18 protein-coding genes, 2 tRNA genes and 1 rRNA gene are annotated in these 18,766 nt (G+C 70.8%); 18 read left to right on the forward strand and 3 right to left on the reverse strand.

Annotated features, from left to right (window positions below):
* The 4 genes from rrf to DEI82_RS12730 form a co-directional block, all read left to right on the forward strand.
* Window positions 1–102: ribosomal RNA gene (gene rrf, locus DEI82_RS12715) — 5S ribosomal RNA — on the forward strand; the annotation flags it as partial.
* Window positions 103–209: 107 nt separating this feature from the next.
* On the forward strand, window positions 210–1,697 hold the full coding sequence (gene gltX / locus DEI82_RS12720) for a glutamate--tRNA ligase (RefSeq protein WP_111037163.1): 1,488 nt from the start codon (window positions 210–212) through the stop codon (window positions 1,695–1,697).
* Between the two features lie 65 nt (window positions 1,698–1,762).
* Window positions 1,763–2,701 (forward strand): NAD(P)/FAD-dependent oxidoreductase, encoded by a 939-nt coding sequence (locus tag DEI82_RS12725; protein WP_111037165.1) that lies wholly within the window; start codon window positions 1,763–1,765, stop codon window positions 2,699–2,701.
* Between the two features lie 53 nt (window positions 2,702–2,754).
* Window positions 2,755–2,826, forward strand: a tRNA-Gln gene (locus DEI82_RS12730).
* 168 nt (window positions 2,827–2,994) lie between these two features.
* On the opposite strand, the gene DEI82_RS12735 is transcribed toward DEI82_RS12730, so the two are convergent.
* Window positions 2,995–3,969, reverse strand: coding sequence for an endo-beta-N-acetylglucosaminidase H (locus DEI82_RS12735; protein ID WP_111037167.1), 975 nt, complete (start codon window positions 3,967–3,969; stop codon window positions 2,995–2,997).
* A gap of 254 nt (window positions 3,970–4,223) precedes the next feature.
* Between DEI82_RS12735 and DEI82_RS12740 the strand changes: the two genes are divergently transcribed.
* From DEI82_RS12740 to DEI82_RS12755, 4 genes are all read left to right on the forward strand, one after another.
* Window positions 4,224–5,519, forward strand: coding sequence for an ABC transporter substrate-binding protein (locus DEI82_RS12740; protein WP_258370190.1), 1,296 nt, complete (start codon window positions 4,224–4,226; stop codon window positions 5,517–5,519).
* 162 nt (window positions 5,520–5,681) lie between these two features.
* Window positions 5,682–6,668 (forward strand): carbohydrate ABC transporter permease, encoded by a 987-nt coding sequence (locus DEI82_RS12745; RefSeq protein WP_111037169.1) that lies wholly within the window; start codon window positions 5,682–5,684, stop codon window positions 6,666–6,668.
* Entirely contained in the window at window positions 6,665–7,570 is a 906-nt protein-coding gene (locus tag DEI82_RS12750; RefSeq protein ID WP_111009319.1) for a carbohydrate ABC transporter permease, read from the forward strand. The genes DEI82_RS12745 and DEI82_RS12750 overlap by 4 nt, the downstream gene beginning before the upstream one ends.
* Before the next feature lie 11 nt (window positions 7,571–7,581).
* Window positions 7,582–7,830 carry a hypothetical protein gene (locus DEI82_RS12755; protein ID WP_111009318.1) on the forward strand — a complete coding sequence of 83 codons (249 nt, stop codon included), beginning with the start codon at window positions 7,582–7,584 and terminating at the stop codon, window positions 7,828–7,830.
* Window positions 7,831–7,850: 20 nt separating this feature from the next.
* On the opposite strand, the gene DEI82_RS12760 is transcribed toward DEI82_RS12755, so the two are convergent.
* Window positions 7,851–8,849 (reverse strand): DUF72 domain-containing protein, encoded by a 999-nt coding sequence (locus tag DEI82_RS12760; protein ID WP_111037171.1) that lies wholly within the window; start codon window positions 8,847–8,849, stop codon window positions 7,851–7,853.
* Window positions 8,850–8,947: 98 nt separating this feature from the next.
* Between DEI82_RS12760 and DEI82_RS12765 the strand changes: the two genes are divergently transcribed.
* The 4 genes from DEI82_RS12765 to DEI82_RS12780 all read left to right on the forward strand — a co-directional run bounded on the left by DEI82_RS12765 (window position 8,948) and on the right by DEI82_RS12780 (window position 10,733).
* Window positions 8,948–9,020, forward strand: a tRNA-Glu gene (locus tag DEI82_RS12765).
* 212 nt (window positions 9,021–9,232) lie between these two features.
* Window positions 9,233–9,760 (forward strand): CrcB family protein, encoded by a 528-nt coding sequence (locus tag DEI82_RS12770; RefSeq protein WP_111037173.1) that lies wholly within the window; start codon window positions 9,233–9,235, stop codon window positions 9,758–9,760.
* Window positions 9,757–10,134 carry a CrcB family protein gene (locus DEI82_RS12775; protein WP_111027136.1) on the forward strand — a complete coding sequence of 126 codons (378 nt, stop codon included), beginning with the start codon at window positions 9,757–9,759 and terminating at the stop codon, window positions 10,132–10,134. Before DEI82_RS12770 ends, DEI82_RS12775 begins: the two co-directional genes overlap by 4 nt.
* On the forward strand, window positions 10,131–10,733 hold the full coding sequence (locus tag DEI82_RS12780; protein WP_111009314.1) for a histidine phosphatase family protein: 603 nt from the start codon (window positions 10,131–10,133) through the stop codon (window positions 10,731–10,733). The genes DEI82_RS12775 and DEI82_RS12780 overlap by 4 nt, the downstream gene beginning before the upstream one ends.
* A 122-nt stretch (window positions 10,734–10,855) precedes the next feature.
* Here the strand turns inward: DEI82_RS12780 and DEI82_RS12785 are convergent, their stop codons facing one another.
* On the reverse strand, window positions 10,856–11,929 hold the full coding sequence (locus DEI82_RS12785) for an FUSC family protein (protein ID WP_181435208.1): 1,074 nt from the start codon (window positions 11,927–11,929) through the stop codon (window positions 10,856–10,858).
* Between the two features lie 315 nt (window positions 11,930–12,244).
* Here DEI82_RS12785 and leuC point away from each other — a divergent pair, with 315 nt between their 5' ends.
* Genes leuC through DEI82_RS12815 form a run of 6 tightly spaced genes read left to right on the forward strand, consistent with a single transcriptional unit; the run spans window position 12,245 to window position 18,756 of the window.
* A complete protein-coding gene (gene leuC / locus DEI82_RS12790) occupies window positions 12,245–13,759 on the forward strand; it encodes a 3-isopropylmalate dehydratase large subunit (protein WP_111037177.1) in 1,515 nt (504 codons plus the stop codon).
* Window positions 13,759–14,355: a 3-isopropylmalate dehydratase small subunit gene (leuD, locus tag DEI82_RS12795; RefSeq protein ID WP_111027139.1), complete on the forward strand. Its 597-nt coding sequence runs from the start codon at window positions 13,759–13,761 to the stop codon at window positions 14,353–14,355. Before leuC ends, leuD begins: the two co-directional genes overlap by 1 nt.
* Window positions 14,356–15,723 carry a UDP-N-acetylglucosamine 1-carboxyvinyltransferase gene (gene murA, locus DEI82_RS12800; protein ID WP_111009310.1) on the forward strand — a complete coding sequence of 456 codons (1,368 nt, stop codon included), beginning with the start codon at window positions 14,356–14,358 and terminating at the stop codon, window positions 15,721–15,723.
* A 7-nt stretch (window positions 15,724–15,730) separates the two neighbouring features.
* Window positions 15,731–16,555, forward strand: coding sequence for a 1-acyl-sn-glycerol-3-phosphate acyltransferase (locus DEI82_RS12805; RefSeq protein ID WP_258368495.1), 825 nt, complete (start codon window positions 15,731–15,733; stop codon window positions 16,553–16,555).
* Between the two features lie 43 nt (window positions 16,556–16,598).
* Complete coding sequence (locus DEI82_RS12810) at window positions 16,599–17,624, forward strand: NAD(P)H-dependent glycerol-3-phosphate dehydrogenase (RefSeq protein WP_111037232.1); 1,026 nt, start codon at window positions 16,599–16,601, stop codon at window positions 17,622–17,624.
* Window positions 17,625–17,628: 4 nt separating this feature from the next.
* Window positions 17,629–18,756 carry a D-alanine--D-alanine ligase family protein gene (locus tag DEI82_RS12815; protein WP_111027140.1) on the forward strand — a complete coding sequence of 376 codons (1,128 nt, stop codon included), beginning with the start codon at window positions 17,629–17,631 and terminating at the stop codon, window positions 18,754–18,756.
* The last annotated feature ends 10 nt before the right edge of the window (window positions 18,757–18,766 follow it).

Consider the following 18,766-nt stretch of genomic DNA (forward strand, 5'->3'; position numbering starts at 1 on the left):
GAGAGGGAAACGCCCGGTCACATTCCGAACCCGGAAGCTAAGCCTCTCAGCGCCGATGGTACTGCAAGGGGGACCTTGTGGGAGAGTAGGACACCGCCGGACTCAACGTCAGGGAAGCCCCTGATCACTCGCTCGAGGAGCGTGCTGATCAGGGGCTTTTCGTCGTCTCCGGTCGGTGTCGACGGGCGTGACGGTAGGATCGGGGCGTCATGACAGCGCCATTCACCACCGCCTCCGGCTCCGACGTCCGAGTTCGTTTCTGCCCGTCACCGACCGGGACGCCCCACGTCGGACTGATCCGGACGGCCCTGTTCAACTGGGCCTACGCACGGCACACCGGCGGGACCTTCGTGTTCCGGATCGAGGACACCGACGCGGCCCGCGACAGCGAAGAGAGCTACGAGCAGATCCTCGACGCGCTCCGCTGGCTGCGGTTGGACTGGGACGAGGGCATCGACGTCGGCGGTCCGCACGGCCCCTACCGGCAGTCCGAGCGGTCGGACATCTACGTGGACGTCATCGAGCGGCTCAAGGCCGAGGGGCTCGTCTACGAGTCGTTCGTGACCCCGGAGGAGATGGAAGCCCGGAACCTCGCGAACGGCCGTGATCCGAAGCAGGGGTACGACAACTTCGAGCGCGACCTCACCGAGGCCGAGCGTGCGGGGTACCGGGCCGAGGGTCGGCAGCCGGCGTTCCGTCTCCGGGTCCCGGACCGCGATCTCGGGTTCGCTGATCTCGTCCGGGGCGACATCACGTTCCCCGCCGGATCGTTCTCGGACTTCGTCGTAGTCCGGCCGAACGGCAAGCCGTTGTACACGTTCGTGAACCCGGTCGACGACGCGCTCATGGGGATCACGCACGTGCTCCGCGGCGAGGACCTGCTCTCGTCGACGCCACGGCAGATCGCGCTGTACGAGGCCCTGGTGCAGATCGGCGTGACCTCGTTCGTGCCGCGGTTCGGGCATCTGCCCTACGTGATGGGCGAGGGCAACAAGAAGCTGTCCAAGCGCGACCCGGAGTCGAACCTGTTCCACCACCGGGCGAACGGGTTCATCCCCGAGGGGCTGGTGAACTACCTCGCGCTGCTCGGCTGGTCGCTGCGGGCGGACCAGGACGTGTTCTCCCTCGACGAGATGGTGGCGGCGTTCGACGTCGTGGACGTCAACCCGAACCCGGCGCGGTTCGACCCCAAGAAGGCCGAGTCGATCAACGGCGATCACATCCGACTCCTCGCCGTCGACGACTTCACGGATCGTCTGGTGCCGTACCTCGACGGCGTGCTGAGCGACCCGGTGACGGTGGACGAGCGGTCCGTGCTGCAGCGCGCGGCGCCGCTCGTGCAGGAACGCATGAACGTCCTGAGTGATGCGCGGGGGATGCTCGGTTTCCTCTTCGTCGCGGACGACGACCTCGCGATGGAGGACGACGCGGTCGCCACCCTGAAGGAGGACGCGCGGACGGTGCTCGACGCCTCCATCGACGCCCTCGAAGCGATCGAGGACTTCCGAGCGGAGCCCATCGAGTCGGCGCTCCGCGCTGCGCTCATCGACGGGCTCGGCCTGAAGCCCCGGGTCGCCTTCGGTCCGCTGCGGGTCGCGGTCTCCGGGCGACGGGTGAGTCCGCCGCTGTTCGAGTCGATGGAGATCCTGGGAAAGCCGTCGACGCTCACCCGGCTCCGCCGGCTCCGCGACCGGTGACGGACCCATCCGGGGCGGGAGCGGTGCCTCGGGGCAGCGCCCCTGCGGCGCCGCACAGTCCCGACGTGCCCCCCGCGGACGACTACGACGTCGTCGTGATCGGGGCCGGCCCTGCCGGGCTCAGCGCCGCGCTCAACCTCGTGCGCGCGCGCAGGCGGGTGCTGCTCCTGGACGCCAACCGCCCGCGGAACGCGGCGACGCTGCGGTCGCACGGGTTCCTCACCCGTGACGGCGTCTCGCCCCTCGAGCTCCGGAAGCTCGGCCGCGAGGAGGTCGAGGCCTACCCCGAGGCGACGGTCACGCAGGCGGTGGTGGATGACGTCCACGCGGACGCTGGCGGCTGGGTGGTCTCGGGCGCCTGGCGGGGAACGCCCGTCGCGGCGCGCGGTGCGGCCGTCGTCGTGGCGACGGGACTCCGCGAGAGCTTCCCGAGCCTCCCGAGCCTCCGTGCGTTCTACGGGACGAGCGTGCACAGCTGCGTGGAGTGCGACGCGTACGAGAAGGCCGGGCAGCCGCTGGCGTTGATCGGGGAGACCGACGACCTGGCGGAGCGCGCGCTCGTGCTGGCGGCGTGGACGGATGACCTCGTCGTGTTCACGAACGGCGTGGGCCGTCTGTCGGAGGACGACCGCGCTCGCCTCCATGCCGCCGGGGTGGCTGTGGAGGACCGGGCGATCGCCGACCTCGAGGGCGGACGTGATGGACTGACGGGCGTCCGGCTCGTCGACGGCGTCGTGGTCCCGCGTGTCGCCGGCTTCGTGCGACCCCGGTGGCACGTCGATCTCGACTTCCTCGACACGCGGCTGGACCACGACGAGGACGGGTTCGTCGTGGTCGACCGGCACGGCCGGACGGGTGTCCCGGGACTGTACGCCGTGGGCGACGTCACCCCGCCCGGCCCCGAGCAGCTCATCGTCGCGGCTGGTGCCGGCGCCGTGACGGCCGCTGCCGTCCATCGTGACCTCGTCCGTGGTCTTCGGCCTGCTCGGGATGCTGTACAGTAGACACTCGGTTCCGAACACCACGGAACCATGGTCCGAGGCTGCCTCGTGACCATTGGGGTATGGTGTAATTGGCAACACGGCTGATTCTGGTTCAGTTGTTCTTGGTTCGAGTCCAGGTACCCCAGCAGCGAGCAGGCCCCCGAGCGATCGGGGGCCTGCTGCTTTTCCGGGGAACAGTCGCGAGCGCCCGGCGGGCGTGCCGGCCCGTCGACGGCACGATCTCCTGGGGCGAGCGCGAGGGACGGTGCCGCCACCGTCCCTCCCGCGCCGGGCGTCGCGCGCGGCCGTTCCGGTCAGCGGTACGTCGCACCCTGTCCGTAGAGGCTCTGCGTGAGTGCTGACACGTACGCGCTGTCGTCACCGTCGGGCAGGTCGTACGTCATGAACACGCCGTAGTGCTCCGCCTCGGTCCGTCGTGCGAGCGCCTGCGCGGTCGCGATCGGGGTGCTCTGGATGTCGACGGCGGCGGGGGAGAGCCGCGACTTCGGGAGGCCGGGTGTCGCCGGGGCGCTGTAGGTGCCGTAGTAGGGGTTCCAGGCGTAGTCGAGCTTCGAGCCGATGCGCGGGCTCGAAGCGTCGAGGCTGGTCGATGCCGGGCCGATGTCGTAGAACGAGAGCAGCTTGTGCGGCAGGTCTGCCCGGAGCGCCGAGATGAGCCAGCCGATCGACTGCCCGTTGGGCTGTGGCGTGCCGTTCACGCCGTAGTCCGAGTACTCGTCGTCGAGGTCGATGCCGTCGAGGCGGTACTTCGTGACGACGTCGCGGACCTGCCGTGCGAAGTCCGCGGCGGCGGCGGGTGTGGAGAAGTTCGCGATGCCGGCGCCCTGGTGGTTGCCGAGGATGGACAGCTCGACCTTGATCCCCTTCGCCTGGAGGGGCCGGATCTGCGTGGCGGCCTGGTCGAGCGTCGCCTGGACGTTGGCGTTGAGCGACAGCTGCGCCTTCGTGCCGTCGTCGTCGATGTTCGCGGCGAAGATGATCCCGATGTCGAACGCGTTCGCCCCGTCGGCGAGCGTGTAGCGGCCGACGTTCGCGAGCTGGTCGTTGTTGACCTCGACGTACGCGACGCTGGTCGGGCCGTGCTTGACGGCGTGGTGCTGCTGATGTCCGTGGTCCGGACGGCCTGCCGTCGCCGCGTTCGCAGCGGACGGTGCGAGCGGCACGGCCGCAAGCGTGATGGCGGCCGCGGCCCCGATGCACCATCGCCTGGTGCTCCTGGGGGTGACGGTCCCGCGGGTCCCGGTGGTGGTGGTGGTGGTCCTGCGCATGGCACTCCTCGTCGAGTGGGGTGGGTGGCGGTGTTCTTCGCCGTGGACCGAGCGTGGATGACTGAAGCGCTTCAGTCAACCCCGCACCAGCCTCGTCCTCGGAGTCGGGCCGGCGTCCAGCGGGTTGATAACGATGTGGTGTCGCGACGCCCCGAGCGGGTGCGCGCCTCCCCCTTCCGGGGGTACCGTCCCGAACCAGCGGGCAATGAGGCCTGCTCAGGCGTGTCGCCTGCGATCTCAACGAGGAGACGACAGTGGACAGGACACGAGGGAAGCTGCGCATCGTCTGTGCGGCCGGCGTCGCGGTGATCGGACTGACGTTGGCAGGGTGTTCGAGCGGCGGTTCCGGCTCGGGTTCGGGTGGCGGCGACGCGACCTCGGGCCAGACCAGCCGCGGGCCGATCACGTACGTGCAGGGCAAGGACAACTCGAACGTCGTCCGCCCGCTCATCGCCAAGTGGAATGCCGCGCACCCGGACGAGAAGGTGACGTTCAAGGAGCAGTCCGACCAGGCCGACCAGCAGCACGACGACCTGGTGCAGCACTTCCAGGCGAAGGACTCGGGGTACGACGTCGTCGACGTCGACGTCGTGTGGACGGCCGAGTTCGCGGCGAAGGGCTGGCTGACGCCGCTCACGGGGAAGATGCGGATCGACACCTCGAAGCTGCTCGCACCGACCGTGAAGACGGCGACGTACAACAACACGCTGTACGCCGCACCGCAGACGTCGGACGGCGCGCTCCTGTACTACCGCAAGGACCTCGTGACGACGCCGCCGACGACGTGGTCGGCCATGATGCAGGACTGCTCGATCGCCGAGCGGGCCGGGATCGGGTGCTACGCGGGTCAGTTCGCCAAGTACGAGGGCCTCACGGTGAACACCTCCGAGGCGATCAACGGTGCCGGTGGATCGGTGCTCGCGAAGGACGGTTCGACACCGACGCTCGACACCGCGAAGGCCCGGGCAGGCCTGCAGAACCTCGTCACCGCGTTCAAGGACGGCGACATCCCCGCGGAGGCGATCACGTACCAGGAGGAACAGGGACGCCAGGCGTTCGAGTCCGGCAAGCTGCTGTTCCTGCGCAACTGGCCGTACGTGTACAACCTCGCGAAGACCGATGGTTCGTCGACGGTCAAGGACACGTTCGGGATCGCGCCGATCCCGGGCGCCGACGGCATCGGATCGTCGACGCTCGGTGGTCACAACGCCGCGATCAGCGTGTACTCGAAGCACAAGGCGACCGCGCATGACTTCCTCGAGTTCCTCGAGTCGAACGAGACCCAGAAGTTCTTCGCGACGCAGGGGTCCCTCGCGCCCGTCGTCGGGAGCCTCTACACGGATCCGGCCCTGACGTCGAAGCTGCCGTACCTGCCCACGCTGCTCACCTCGATCAAGAGCGCCGAACCCCGTCCGGTGACGCCGTACTACCCCGCCGTCACGAAGGCGATCCAGGACAACGCGTACGCCGCGCTCAAGGGCTCGAAGTCGGTGCAGCAGGCACTCAAGGACATGCAGGCCGCGGTCAAGTCGGCGTCGAACTCGAACTGACCCTCCAGGTCCTCCCGACCGACGGACGGGAGGCGCGGTGACGGAGCCGCGTCGCCCCTCCCGTCCGTTCCGTCCGGAGACCGGTACGAAGCGACACCAGGCGAGGAGGCCACCGTGTCAGCAGCAACAGAGATCCCGGCCGCGATCCCGGCCCCGTCGGGCATGGAACCACGACGTCGGGGACGGAGCGGTCTCAACGCCGCGCACGGCCGGTGGGCCGTCTGGCTCATCGGCCCGACCCTGCTCCTGCTCGCGATCGTCATCGGGTACCCGGTGGTGAGCGCGATCGTGCAGTCGTTCCAGAACGACGCCGGCCTGGACAAGGCGACCGGGATGTTCGTCAGCGGCGGCTTCGCCGGTGTCGCCAACTACGTGCACTGGCTCGGACAGCGGTGCGGCACCGGTGGGAGCGCGGTCGCGTGTCCGCCCGGCAGCCTCGGCGCGACGTTCTGGACGTCGTTCGGCAACACGTTCTTCTTCACCGCGGTGACGGTCGTCTTCGAGACCGTGATCGGGGTGTGGATGGCGATCATCATGAACCGACCGTTCACCGGGCGGGCGCTGGTCCGGGCCGCGGTGCTCGTTCCGTGGGCGATCCCGACCGCCGTGACGGCCAAGCTCTGGTACTTCATCTTCGACGTCAACGGCGTTCTCAACCAGGTACTCGGGACCCACGTGCTCTGGACGAGTGGGGAGTGGTCGTCGCGGTTCGCGATCGTCATCGCCGACACGTGGAAGACGACCCCGTTCATGGCGCTGCTCATCCTCGCGGGCCTGCAGCTCATCCCCGAGGAGGTCTACGAGGCCGGCAAGGTGGACGGTGCCACGACGGTCCAGCGGTTCCTCCACATCACGCTGCCCCTCGTCCGCCCGGCCCTCATGGTGGCCGTGCTGTTCCGGGTGCTCGACGCGCTGCGCCTGTACGACCTCCCGGCGATCCTCACGGGCGGCGGCGGGGGATCGGGGAACGCCACCACGACGCTCTCGATCCTCGTCGTCGAGCAGATCCGACAGGGGTTCAACTCCGCGTCGGCCCTGTCGACGATCACGTTCCTCGTGATCTTCGCCGTGGCGTTCCTGTTCGTCCGGTTCCTCGGTGCGAACGTCGTGCAGACGCAGGCCGTGCAGCAGAAGGGTGAACTCCGATGACCATCGCAGCGCCTCGGGCCCGCGCCGCCGTCCGCGATCGCGACACGACCACCTCGACCATCCGGGTCGAGCGGCACCGAGGTCCTGCGATCCGGACGGGCATCAGCGCCGCCGTGATCGTCATCTGGTGCCTCCTGCCCTTCTACTGGATGGTCGTCACGTCGTTCCGCGACGTCGGCTTCACGTTCGACGCGACGCCGTGGCCCACCCACGTGACGCTGGAGAACTACCGGACGGCGTTCTCCACCGGACTCGGCAACCACCTGGGACGTGCCCTCGGCAACAGCCTCGTCATCGGTGGGACCGTGACGGTGATCGCGTTGCTCGTCGGGACGAGTGCCGGCTACGCGTTGGCCCGACTCGAGTTCCGCGGCAAGTCGGTGATCGCCGGCGCGATCCTGGCCGCGTCCATGTTCCCCGGCGTGGCGCTCATCTCGCCCCTGTTCCAGCTGTTCACGGACCTCGGTTGGATGGGCACCTACCAGGCCCTGATCCTGCCGAGCATCTCGTTCGTGCTGCCGCTGACGGTCTACACGCTCACCTCGTTCTTCCGCGAGATGCCGTGGGACCTCGAGGAGGCTGCGCGGATCGACGGCTGCACGCGGATCCAGGCGTTCCGACGGGTCATCCTGCCGCTCGCCGCTCCCGCGGTCTTCACGACGGCGATCCTGGCGTTCATCTCGTCGTGGAACGAGTACCTCATCTCGAGTCAGCTCTCGAGCGACCGGACACAGCCGGTGACGGTAGCGATCGCGAGCTTCGCCGGCAGCCAGCCCCACCAGGAGCCGTACACGGCGGTCATGGCCGCGGGCACGATCGTCACGATCCCGCTCGTGATCCTCGTGCTCGTCTTCCAGCGTCGGATCGTCGCCGGTCTGACGGCCGGTGGCGTCAAGGGCTGATCGTGGCGCGCATGCGGCCGCCGCGGCCCACGGACACGACCGACACGTTGATCGGGTTCAGTGGGTTCTTCGGCGCGGTCCTCCTCGTCGTGACGATCACGTGCGAGCTCACCGGGCGGTCCGCGCTCGGATGGGCGCTCGCGTTGCTCGTCGTCGTCGCGCTCGTCGCGGCTCTGCTGCATCGGCGCGCGGCGCTCGTCCGCCGGACCGGCGGGCACGACGGACGGGAGGCCTCCCATGACGTCGGCGGGAGCGGCTGACGGATCGCGACCGCGCGCGGTCAGGACCCGAGGGTGCCGCCGGGCCGGTGCGGTGCCTCCCGGCTGACCGCACCCCGCGCAGCGAGCGCCGCGTCGAGCGCCAACGCGTCCCAGGGTGCGTGGCGCTCGGCGTCGTTGTCGAAGTAGACGAACGTGTCCCGCCCGGCGAGGAGGTGTTCCTCGACCCGGTGCGCCCACTGCCCGGTCGCGTGCTCGTCGTAGCCGCTGTGGTAGACCTCTGGAGTGCCGTGCAGGCGCAGGTACGCGAAGTCGGTCGTCGGCTCGTCGAAGCGGGGCCAGGCCGTACCGGCGTCGCTGTCCACCAATGCCACCCGGTGCCGGCGGAGCACCGCGAGGTGGTCCGGCGTCACGGCGGCGGGGGTGCGGACCTCGAGCGCGTGACGGATGACCCGCTCGCCCGGCGTGCCGTCCCCGGATCGCCCGTCACCGTCGCCGTCGGAACCGGGCACGCTGTCCGACGCGCGCACCTTCGCGTCGTGGTCGTCGGCGAGCGCCCGTGCGGCGTCGAAGGTCGTGGGCAGCTGGTCGAGGAAGGCGTCGAGGACGTCGGGGGTGGGGGCGAAGGCCGCGGGGAGCTGCCAGAGGATGGGCCCGAGCCGGTCCTCGAGCTCGAGGACGCCCGACGCCATGAAGTTCGCGAGCGCCGTGTGCACGTTCCGCAGGTGCAGCATGTGGGTGAGGTAGCGCCCGCCCTTCACGGCGAAGACGAAACCGTCGGGGACGGCGTGCCGCCACGCCTGGTACCGCTCGGGGCGCTGCAGCGAGTAGAACGAGCCGTTGAGCTCCACGGTCGGGAACCGATCGCCGACGTACTCGAGCCAGCGGCGCTTGGCGAGGCGCTGCGGGTAGAAGTCGCCCCGCCAGCCGTCGTACTGCCACCCGGAGAGCCCGACGCGGGCGAGGGCGCCCGTCGGAGGGGCCCCGGCGGACCGGGCGAGCGCGCGACGGTCGGTGCCCCCGATGGACTCGGCGCGGTCGTCGGGGTCGGGGTCGGGCATCGCCCCACGGTATGCCCCGGCATCGGGCCGACACACCGACGGCCCCTCGTTTTGCGTCGTGACCCGGACCTGTGTCATACTCTTCTGGTTGCCGGAACGGCCCCATCGTATAGTGGCCTAGTACGCCGCCCTCTCACGGCGGTAACGCGGGTTCGAATCCCGCTGGGGTCACGCGCACAGTGACTGCAGGACCAGCACGGCAGCCGCATGGAATCCCTCGCCCGCGGGCGGGGGATTCCGTCGTTCCGGCTTGGTACGCTCCAGGGGTCTCCGACCCGGCAGTGGGGCCTGCCGGACCCGAACCTCGCCGACCGGCCGGTCGAGCGACGACGGTCCCTGTCTCCGATCGCGCGTCCTCGACGCGTCCAGCAGATGGGAGCACCATGACCAACCCGTCCGGCGGACCGAGCGCCGCCCCCGCGTCGAGCGGTGACGGCCTGCCGTCCGACCCTGACGTCGAGGTCGACGACACCGCGAGCGGTGCGCCGACCCGTCCGCCGCATCTCCGCTGGCCCTCCATCGGCCTCGTGGCGCTCGGCGGAGCGGTCGGGACGGCTGCGCGAACGCTGATCACCTCGGCCCTGCCGTCCGGTCCCGCCTCGTGGCCGGTCCTCGGCATCAACGTCCTCGGCGCGTTCTGCCTCGGGCTCCTGCTCGAGGCGTTGACGCGCCGCGGTTCCGACGAGGGGCGCCGCCGATCCCTACGGCTCCTGTTCGGGACGGGCGTGCTCGGGGGCTTCACGACCTACAGCACGCTCGCGGTCGACGCGGCCACGCTGCTCCGGACCGGCCACGCTGGCACCGCGGTGGGGTACGGCCTCCTCTCGGTCGTCGCGGGGCTCGTCGCGGTCGTCGTGGGTCTGGTGGTCGCGGCGGTGACGCGCCCCGACGCCGGGGGAGCGCGTCGGTGAGCACGGTCGAACTCGTGCTCGTCGCGGTCGGCGGTGGCGTCGGCGCCGTGCTCCGCTTCGTCCTCGACGGCGCCGTCAGAGCGCACTGGCCGCGCTCCCTTCCCCTCGGGACGATCGTCATCAACGTGAGCGGATCGCTCGTCCTCGGGTACGTCACCGGACTCGGAACGGCCGGGCTGCTCCCGAGCCTGGTCGTCGCGACGCTCGGGACGGGCATGATGGGCGGGTACACGACGTTCTCGACGGCGAGTGTCGAGACGGTCCAGCTCGTGCGTGCCGGTCATCCGTGGCTCGCGCTGCTGAACGGGATCGGCATGCTCGTCGTCTCGGTCGGCGCCGCAGCGCTCGGCCTCCTCCTCGGAAGGAACACATGACCTCGGAACGCCCCGGTGAACTCGTCCTCGTCCGCCACGGAGAGACCGCGTGGTCGAAGAGCGGCCAGCACACCGGTAGGACGGACATCCCCCTGACGGAGAACGGCATCGAACAGGCGAAGCGCGCGGGGCGGTTCCTCGCCGATCGCGACTTCGCCCTCGCGCTGTCGAGCCCGCTCGAGCGAGCGCGCGAGACCGCGCGGCTCGTCGGCGTCGACGCCGAGCCGGACGAGGACCTGTTCGAGTGGGACTACGGCGCGTACGAGGGACTGACCACGCCGCAGATCAAGGTGCAGCGGCACGGGCCCTGGGACCTCTGGACCGACGGCGTCCCCGCCGGCGACACCCCTGGTGAGAACGCCGCCGAGGTCCGGGTCCGGGCCGAACGGGTGCTCGACCGGGCGCGACCGGTGCTCGCCGAGGGGCAGGACGCGATCTTCGTCGCGCACGGGCACGTGCTCCGCGCGATCGGTGCGGCCTGGATCCGACTCGCGCCGCAGGACGGCGCAGTCCTCGCGCTCTCGACCGCCTCGGTCAGCGTGCTCGGCTACGAACACGGCCGCCCGGTGATCGACCACTGGAACGTCCAGCCGGGATAGGCCCGACGGCCGGGAGGGCCGGGGCGGCCCGTCCCTCCCGGCCGTCGAACCGTCGGCCCCGGTGCCGGGAGTTCCGCGCTGTCGTTCCCCGGCCCTCCCAGCCGTCGGACGGCTCCCGGCCGTCAGACGGTGCGGATCGCGCTCGTCGCACCGAGGGGCCGGCCACGGCGACGCTCGACGGCGCGCCCGGCCAGGAGCAGGAGGACGCTCACGGCCGCCCCGAGCGCGGTCTGCACGATCCGCTCGACCGCGAGACGCTCGGGTGCCTCGGGGAGGCTGAGCCACGAGACGGCGAGGGCGAGCGGCGTGAGGAACAGCAGGCAGACCGCGTAGTTCCGCGCGACGAAGATCTCGGCCCAGAACTGGCCGAGCACCGCGATGAGGACGATCCACCAGTCCGTCGGGTGCAGGAGCAGGACGCCGACGGCGACCACGGTGCCGCCGATGGTGCCGACCACGCGCTGCACAGCGCGCTGGATCGTGTGCCGCTGCCGGAGCGCGGGGAGCGTCGACACGACCGCCACCACGGCCCAGTACGGGTGTCCCAGCCCCGTCGCCTCGCCGACCGCGCCGGCGACGAGCGCGCCGACCAGGTTGAGGCCGACGGTCTCCCACAGGGCGGGACTCCGCAGCACGGCGAAGGACCGGCGTCGTGGCTCGACGAAGGGTCGGAACAGGTGGCGCATCGACTCGCCCCACACGGCCCGGGCGAGGAACCCGCCCATCGACACCACCCAGGCGAACGCCACGGCGCCGAGGACGATCCCGACCACGCCCGGCAGCTGGGCCGGGGTCACCGGTACGAGCGAGCAGACGACGAACGCGAACACGGGGAAGATGGGCTGCGCGGGGATCGCCTGGAGGACCGAGAGCGTGCCGACGGCCACCACGAGGACGACCGCGAGTCCGACCGCCTCGGCCCAGAGCGGCGCCCCGGTCATGCTCATCGCGACGCCGGCGAGCATGCACGCGGCCTGCAGCAGGCCCGCGGTGGTGACGGTGACGACGCGTCGTCCGTAGGGCTCCCGCGCGCCCGGGATCGCGGCGAACCCGGCGAAGAGCGCGAAGGCGGCGTAGCCCGACAGACCGGAACCGATGAGCACGGCGAGCGGGACCCCGCCGGCCACGGCGGCCCGTGCCGCTCCCTCGATGTTGATCGTGCGGGCGGAGTGGGGCGGTCGTTCGGTCGTCGTCATGTCCTGTCCATCATCCCACCGGGCGTGCTGGGGGAGGACGCCCGGACGACGCGCGAGACGGAGAAGAACGACAGGTGTCGTCCTGCTGGTATACCAATCCGCGCCAGCATGCGGATCGGACCGGGAATGGACGCTCGAGGCCCGTGGTTGCGGGCATCCACGGGCCTCGGAGGGCCCGGACGCGAGCGTAGACTCGCTGGACCCGGCGCCCGCCGGGCCCGCGACACGCGGGAGGCGCACCTCGCTCGGGGTGCGCGGACGAACCGGTCGCCGTCCGACAGGACAGGCGACCACACGCATGGGAGGCACGAGGTCATGGGCAGGACGCTCGCCGAGAAGGTGTGGGACGACCACGTCGTGGTCAAGGGCGAGGACGGCACCCCCGACCTCCTCTACATCGACCTCCACCTCGTGCACGAGGTCACGAGTCCACAGGCGTTCGACGGCCTCCGCCAGGCCGGGAGGCCCGTCCGCCGCCCCGACCTCACCATCGCCACCGAGGACCACAACACGCCGACGCTCGCGATCGACCGTCCGATCGCCGACCCGACGAGCCGGACGCAGATCGAGACCCTGCGGCGCAACTGCGCGGAGTTCGGCGTCCGGCTGCACCCGCTCGGGGACGCCGAGCAGGGGATCGTGCACGTCGTCGGACCGCAGCTCGGCCTCACCATGCCCGGCATCACCGTCGTGTGCGGCGACTCGCACACCTCGACCCACGGCGCGTTCGGGGCCATGGCGTTCGGGATCGGCACGAGCGAGGTCGAGCACGTGCTCGCCACGCAGACGCTGCCGCTCAAGCCCTTCAAGACCATGGCGATCACCGTCGAGGGGACGCTGCGCCCCGGTGTCACGGCGAAGGACGTCATCCTCGCCGTGATCGCGCAGATCGGCACCGGCGGTGGTCAGGGCTACGTCCTCGAGTACCGCGGCAGCGCGATCCGGGCGCTCTCGATGGAAGGCCGGATGACGATCTGCAACATGTCGATCGAAGCCGGTGCACGCGCCGGGATGGTCGCACCCGACCAGACGACCTACGACTACCTCCGCGGACGGGCGCACGCCCCGAGCGGGCAGGACTGGGACGACGCCGTCGCCTACTGGGACACGCTGGCGACGGACGACGACGCCGTGTTCGACGCCGAGGTGTTCATCGACGCCGACGAGCTCGAGCCGTTCGTGACGTGGGGGACGAACCCCGGTCAGGGCGTCTCGCTGTCGGCGACCGTGCCCTCGCCGGCCGACTTCGCCGACGCCAACGCCCGTGCGGGCGCCGAACGGGCGCTCGAGTACATGGACCTCACCCCCGGCACCCCGATGAAGGCGATCCCCGTCGACGCGGTGTTCATGGGCTCCTGCACGAACTCGCGCATCGAGGACCTCCGCGCGTTCGCCTCGATCGTCCGCGGTCGGACCAAGGCCGAGGGCGTCCGGGTCATGGTGGTGCCCGGGTCCGCGCGGGTCCGCCTCGAGGCCGAGGCCGAGGGGCTCGACCAGGTGTTCCTCGACTTCGGCGCGGAGTGGCGGTTCGCCGGCTGCTCGATGTGTCTCGGCATGAACCCCGACCAGCTCGCCCCCGGCGAGCGATGTGCGTCCACGTCGAACCGCAACTTCGAGGGGCGCCAGGGCAAGGGCGGCCGGACACACCTCGTGTCACCGCTCGTCGCCGCGGCCACCGCCGTCCGGGGCACGCTGTCGAGCCCGTGGGACCTCGAGGAGGACGACGCGCGGCGTGCCGTGGACGAGGTCACGCCGGTCGGTGTCGCCGCTGGCCGCACGACCGTCGCCGACGCCGATGCAGGCGTCGCGCAGCCCGAGGAGGAACACTGATGGACAAGCTCTCGGTCGTGACCGGCGTGGCGGCACCGCTGCGTCGGGCGAACGTCGACACCGACCAGATCATCCCGGCCGTCTACCTCAAGCGGGTGACGAAGACGGGCTTCGAGGACGCCCTGTTCGCCGCCTGGCGGCAGGATCCCGAGTTCGTCATCAACCGTCCCGAGTACCAGGGTGCGTCCGTGCTCGTCGCCGGTCCGGACTTCGGCACGGGGTCGAGCCGGGAGCACGCGGTGTGGGCGCTCCGGGACTTCGGGTTCCGGGTGGTCGTCTCGCCGCGGTTCGCGGACATCTTCCGCGGCAACGCCGGCAAACAGGGGCTGCTGACCGCCGTGGTCACCGAGTCCGACGTCGAGCGGATCTGGGCGGCGATCGATGCCGCGCCCGGAGTCGAGGCGACGGTCGACCTCGTCGCGCAGCGCGTGTCGGTGGGTGATGTGGACGTCCCGTTCGAGATCGACGCATACACTCGATGGCGGTTGATGGAAGGGCTCGACGACATCGGGCTCACCCTCCGCGACGAACCGTCGATCACGGAGTTCGAATCCCGCCGCGCCTCGTGGCGGCCCGAGACATTGCCGGTGAAGTAAGTGAACTCTCTCGTACAGGACGCAGCGGCTGCAGGCGCTCGCGTCGGTCTCAAGTCGGACGAGATCGTCATCCGCGGCGGCAAGCCGCTCGTGGGACGCATCGAGGTCCGCGGCGCGAAGAACCTCGCGACCAAGGCGATGGTGGCCGCGCTGCTGGGCGACACACCCTCGATCCTCCGCGACGTGCCGGACATCAGCGACGTCAAGGTCGTCCGGGGCCTGCTCGAGGTGCACGGCGTCCGGATCAGCGATCCTGCCCGTGGCGAGCTCATCCTCGACCCGTCGAACGTCGAGAGCGCGCACTTCGCCGAGATCGACGCCCACGCCGGGTCGAGCCGCATCCCGATCCTGTTCTGCGGTCCGCTGCTCCACAAGCTCGGCGAGGCGTTCATCCCCGACCTCGGCGGTTGCCGCATCGGCGACCGCCCGATCGACTTCCACCTCGACGCGCTCCGCGCGATGGGCGCCGTCGTGGACAAGCAGGTCGCCGGCATCCACCTCGAGGCGCCGAACGGTCTCAAGGGCGCGAACATCGAACTGCCGTACCCGAGCGTCGGCGCGACCGAGCAGGTGCTCCTCAGCGCCGTGCTGGCCGAGGGTGTCACCGAGCTGCGGAACGCCGCGATCGAGCCCGAGATCATGGACCTCATCGCGATCCTGCAGAAGATGGGCGCCGTCGTCTCCGTCGAGCCGAACCGGACGATCTTCATCGAGGGCGTCGAGAAGCTGCGCGGGTACACGCACCGGGCGATCAACGACCGCAACGAGGCCGCCAGCTGGGCCGCCGCCGCACTCGCCACGAACGGTGACATCTTCGTCGAGGGTGCCAAGCAGCAGGACCTCATGACCTTCCTCAACGTCTTCCGCAAGGTGGGCGGCGGGTTCGACATCCAGGAGGACGGCATCCGCTTCTACCGCGAGGTCGAGGTGCTCAAGCCCGTCGTCATCGAGACCGACGTCCACCCCGGCTTCATGACCGACTGGCAGCAGCCGCTCGTCGTGGCACTGACGCAGGCCGAGGGCCGCAGCGTGGTGCACGAGACCGTGTACGAGAACCGGTTCGGGTTCACGGACGCGCTCAACGAGATGGGTGCGGACATCGTCGTGCACAAAGAGGGACTGCCCGGCCACGACCGTCGAGTCGCTCGTCGTCCCTTCGAGCAGGCCGCGGTGATCACCGGACCCACGCCGCTGCACGGCGCGAACGTGCGCGTGCCCGACCTCCGGGGCGGGTTCAGCCACCTCATCGCCGCGCTCACCGCCAGCGGTGAGTCGCACATCACGAACGTCGGCATCATCAGCCGTGGGTACGAGCACTTCATCCCGAAGCTCCGCAAGCTCGGCGCGGACTTCGACTTTGCCGGGTGAGGGCGCGGTGCCGGACAACGGCACGGGGTCGACGAGCGGGCAGCAGGGCGGCGGGCGCGAGGTCGTCACCGCTGGCCTGCCCACCCCGGGACGGCGGTTCCACCGGGGCGACCTGAACGGTGCGTTCCGGGTCGTCGCGTCGATCGTCATCCCGATGATCCGGGTCGCTGCGCGGTTCCGGTGGCACGGGAGCACGCGGCTGCCGGCCGAGGGTCCGTTCATCGTCGCGCCGAACCACTACACGAACATCGACCCGCTCGTCGTCGGCACGGTCGTGTGGCTGCACCGTCGACTCCCGCAGTACCTCGCGAAGGCCTCGCTGTTCCGGGTCCCGGTGCTCGGGTACTTCATGCGCGGCATGGGCAACGTCCCCGTCGAGCGCTCCGGACGGACCCGCGGCAGCGACCCGCTCACCGGTGGTCGTGCCCTCGTGGCGGGCGGCGGCGGTCTCATCGTCTACCCCGAGGGCACGCTCACGCGCGACCCGGACCTCTGGCCCATGCGCGGGAAGACCGGCGCGGTCCGACTCGCGCTCGAGAACGACGTCCCGCTCATCCCCATGGCCCACTGGGGCACCCAGCGCATCATGCCGCGGTACGGGCGCACGCTCCGGCTCTTCCCGCCGTCGCGCGTGGACGTCGCGATCGGCGAGCCGCTCGACCTCTCCGCGTACCGGGGACGTCCGCTCGACCAGCACCTGTTGCAGCAGGCGACCGCCGAGCTCATGCAGGCGATCACCGCGCTCGTCGAGGAGCTGCGCGGCGAGCGTGCACCCGCCGAGCGGTGGGACCCGGCAGCGAACAACCAGAAGGAGACCGGCCGCTTTGCCTGACGCGCCCGACCATCCAGGCCGCGGCGCGGTCGACACCGCCGCCATCAACGTCGTCCTCCGTCGCGCCGAGTCGCGACGGGTCGCCGTGCTGGGCGCGGGGAGCTGGGGCACCACGTTCGCCAAGGTGCTCGCGGAGGGCGGGGCCGACGTCGTGCTCTGGGCGCGTCGACCCGAGGTCGCGCGCGAGATCACCGAGACGAAGCGGAACTCCGACTACCTGCCCGGCATCAACCTCCCGCGCACGCTGACCGCCTCGGACCACCTCGACCGCGTGCTCGACGGCGCCGAGCAGGTCTACGTGTCGGTGCCCAGTCAGAGCCTGCGCGCGAACCTCGAGGCGGTCCGGACACTGCTGCCCGTCGAGGCGCCCGTCGTGAGCCTCATGAAGGGCGTCGAGAAGGGCACGGGCCTCCGGATGAGCGAGGTCCTCCAGCAGGGCCTCGACGTCGATCCGGATCGGATCGCGGTGGCGTCCGGCCCGAACCTCGCACTCGAGATCGCACGACGACAGCCGACGGCGGCCGTCGTGTCGTCGACGAGCACCGACACCGCGACCGCCGTCGCGGCGACCGCCACGAACCCGTACTTCCGGTCGTTCATCAACACCGACGTCATCGGCACCGAGTTCGGCGGCGTGCTCAAGAACCTCATCGCGGTGGCCATCGGCATCGTCGACGGTGTCGGCTACGGCGAGAACACGAAGGCGTCGATCATCACCCGCGGCCTCGCGGAGATGACCGGGTTCGCGGTCGCCAACGGTGCGCGCCCCGAGACGCTCGCCGGTCTCGCCGGGCTCGGCGACCTCATCGCGACGTGCCAGTCACCCCTGTCGCGGAACAACACCGCGGGCCGACTGCTCGGCCAGGGCTACCGATACGACGAGGTCGTCCGGCAGATGAACCAGACCGCCGAGGGTCTGGCGTCGGTCGCTCCGATCCTGGCGCTCGCCGCCGACCACGGCGTCGACATGCCCATCGTCAGCCAGGTGGGCGAGGTGCTCGCCGGTAGGCTCGACCCGCGGAACATCGCGCCGCACCTGACCGAGACCGACGAACCCCAGGGCGAGTGATCCCATGACGCAGACGACCGCCATCGACGCCCGGCCGGCCGGAGCCGGGGCTCGGACCCGTGTCGTGGTCCTGTTCGGCGGCCGCTCGAGCGAGCACGCGATCAGCTGCGTGACCGCGGGCGGGATCATGGCCGCGATGGACCGCTCGCTGTTCGACGTCGTGCCGGTCGGCATCACCCGTGCGGGCGCGTTCACGTTGCAGTCGGACGACCCGGGCGCTTGGGCCCTGCGCGGCTCCGACCTCCCCTCGGTCCCGGACAACGGCACCCGCGTGCGCTGGCCGGACTCGGTCGACTCCCGCGCCCTCGCGGTGGTGCAGGCCGACGGATCCATCACCTCGCTCGGCGACGTCGACGTCGTGTTCCCGATCCTCCACGGCCCCTTCGGCGAGGACGGCACGGTCCAGGGCCTCCTCGAGTTGGTGGGGCTGCCCTACGTGGGCGACGGCGTCCTCGCGAGCGCGGTCGGCATGGACAAGCACCTGTCGAAGGTCGTGCTCGAGCACGCCGGTCTCCGGGTGGCGCCCTGGACGACGGTCCTCCGCCGTGAATGGGACGCCGACGAGGCCGACGTCCTCGAGCGAGCGGCCGCGCACGGGTGGCCGCTGTTCGTGAAGCCCGCGCGTGCCGGGTCGAGCATGGGGGTCTCGCGGGTCGACGAGCCGGGGCAGCTCCCGGCGGCGTTCGCGACCGCGTTCGAGCACGACAGCAAGGTCATCGTCGAGCCACGCATCGTCGGGCGCGAGATCGAGGTCGCGGTGCTCGAGGGTCGCGATGGCACCCCGCGCACGAGCCTCCCGGGCGAGATCGTCGTCGACGAAGCGGGGTTCTACGACTTCGAGGCGAAGTACCTCGGCGGCGACGAGCAGCTCCGGTGTCCCGCCCCGCTGTCCCAGGACGAGACCGACGAGGTCCGTTCCATCGCCGCCCGCGCCTTCGAGGCGATCGCCGGTTCGGGCCTCGCACGGGTCGACTGCTTCCTCACGGACGACGGGTTCGTCGTCAACGAGGTGAACACCATGCCCGGGTTCACCCCGTTCTCGATGTACCCCCGATGCTGGGCCGCGTCCGGGCTGCCCTACCCGGACCTCGTCCGCGAACTCGTCGAGCTCGGGGCGGTCGCCGTCCGCTGACCGGTCGTGG

The organism is Curtobacterium sp. MCBD17_019, assembly GCF_003234555.1.
Classification (GTDB): domain Bacteria; phylum Actinomycetota; class Actinomycetes; order Actinomycetales; family Microbacteriaceae; genus Curtobacterium.

What these genes read in the sequence shown, in the direction of transcription:
- leuD (WP_111027139.1), top strand. Translation starts at nt 13,759, where the DNA reads ATGGACAAGCTCTCGGTCGTGACCGGCGTGGCGGCACCGCTGCGTCGG.
- DEI82_RS12755 (WP_111009318.1), top strand. Translation starts at nt 7,582, where the DNA reads ATGCGGCCGCCGCGGCCCACGGACACGACCGACACGTTGATCGGGTTC.
- leuC (WP_111037177.1), top strand. Translation starts at nt 12,245, where the DNA reads ATGGGCAGGACGCTCGCCGAGAAGGTGTGGGACGACCACGTCGTGGTC.
- gltX (WP_111037163.1), top strand. Translation starts at nt 210, where the DNA reads ATGACAGCGCCATTCACCACCGCCTCCGGCTCCGACGTCCGAGTTCGT.
- DEI82_RS12760 (WP_111037171.1), bottom strand. Translation starts at nt 8,849, where the DNA reads ATGCCCGACCCCGACCCCGACGACCGCGCCGAGTCCATCGGGGGCACC.
- DEI82_RS12750 (WP_111009319.1), top strand. Translation starts at nt 6,665, where the DNA reads ATGACCATCGCAGCGCCTCGGGCCCGCGCCGCCGTCCGCGATCGCGAC.
- DEI82_RS12815 (WP_111027140.1), top strand. Translation starts at nt 17,629, where the DNA reads ATGACGCAGACGACCGCCATCGACGCCCGGCCGGCCGGAGCCGGGGCT.
- DEI82_RS12770 (WP_111037173.1), top strand. Translation starts at nt 9,233, where the DNA reads ATGACCAACCCGTCCGGCGGACCGAGCGCCGCCCCCGCGTCGAGCGGT.
- DEI82_RS12735 (WP_111037167.1), bottom strand. Translation starts at nt 3,969, where the DNA reads ATGCGCAGGACCACCACCACCACCACCGGGACCCGCGGGACCGTCACC.
- DEI82_RS12780 (WP_111009314.1), top strand. Translation starts at nt 10,131, where the DNA reads ATGACCTCGGAACGCCCCGGTGAACTCGTCCTCGTCCGCCACGGAGAG.
- DEI82_RS12745 (WP_111037169.1), top strand. Translation starts at nt 5,682, where the DNA reads ATGGAACCACGACGTCGGGGACGGAGCGGTCTCAACGCCGCGCACGGC.
- DEI82_RS12785 (WP_181435208.1), bottom strand. Translation starts at nt 11,929, where the DNA reads ATGACGACGACCGAACGACCGCCCCACTCCGCCCGCACGATCAACATC.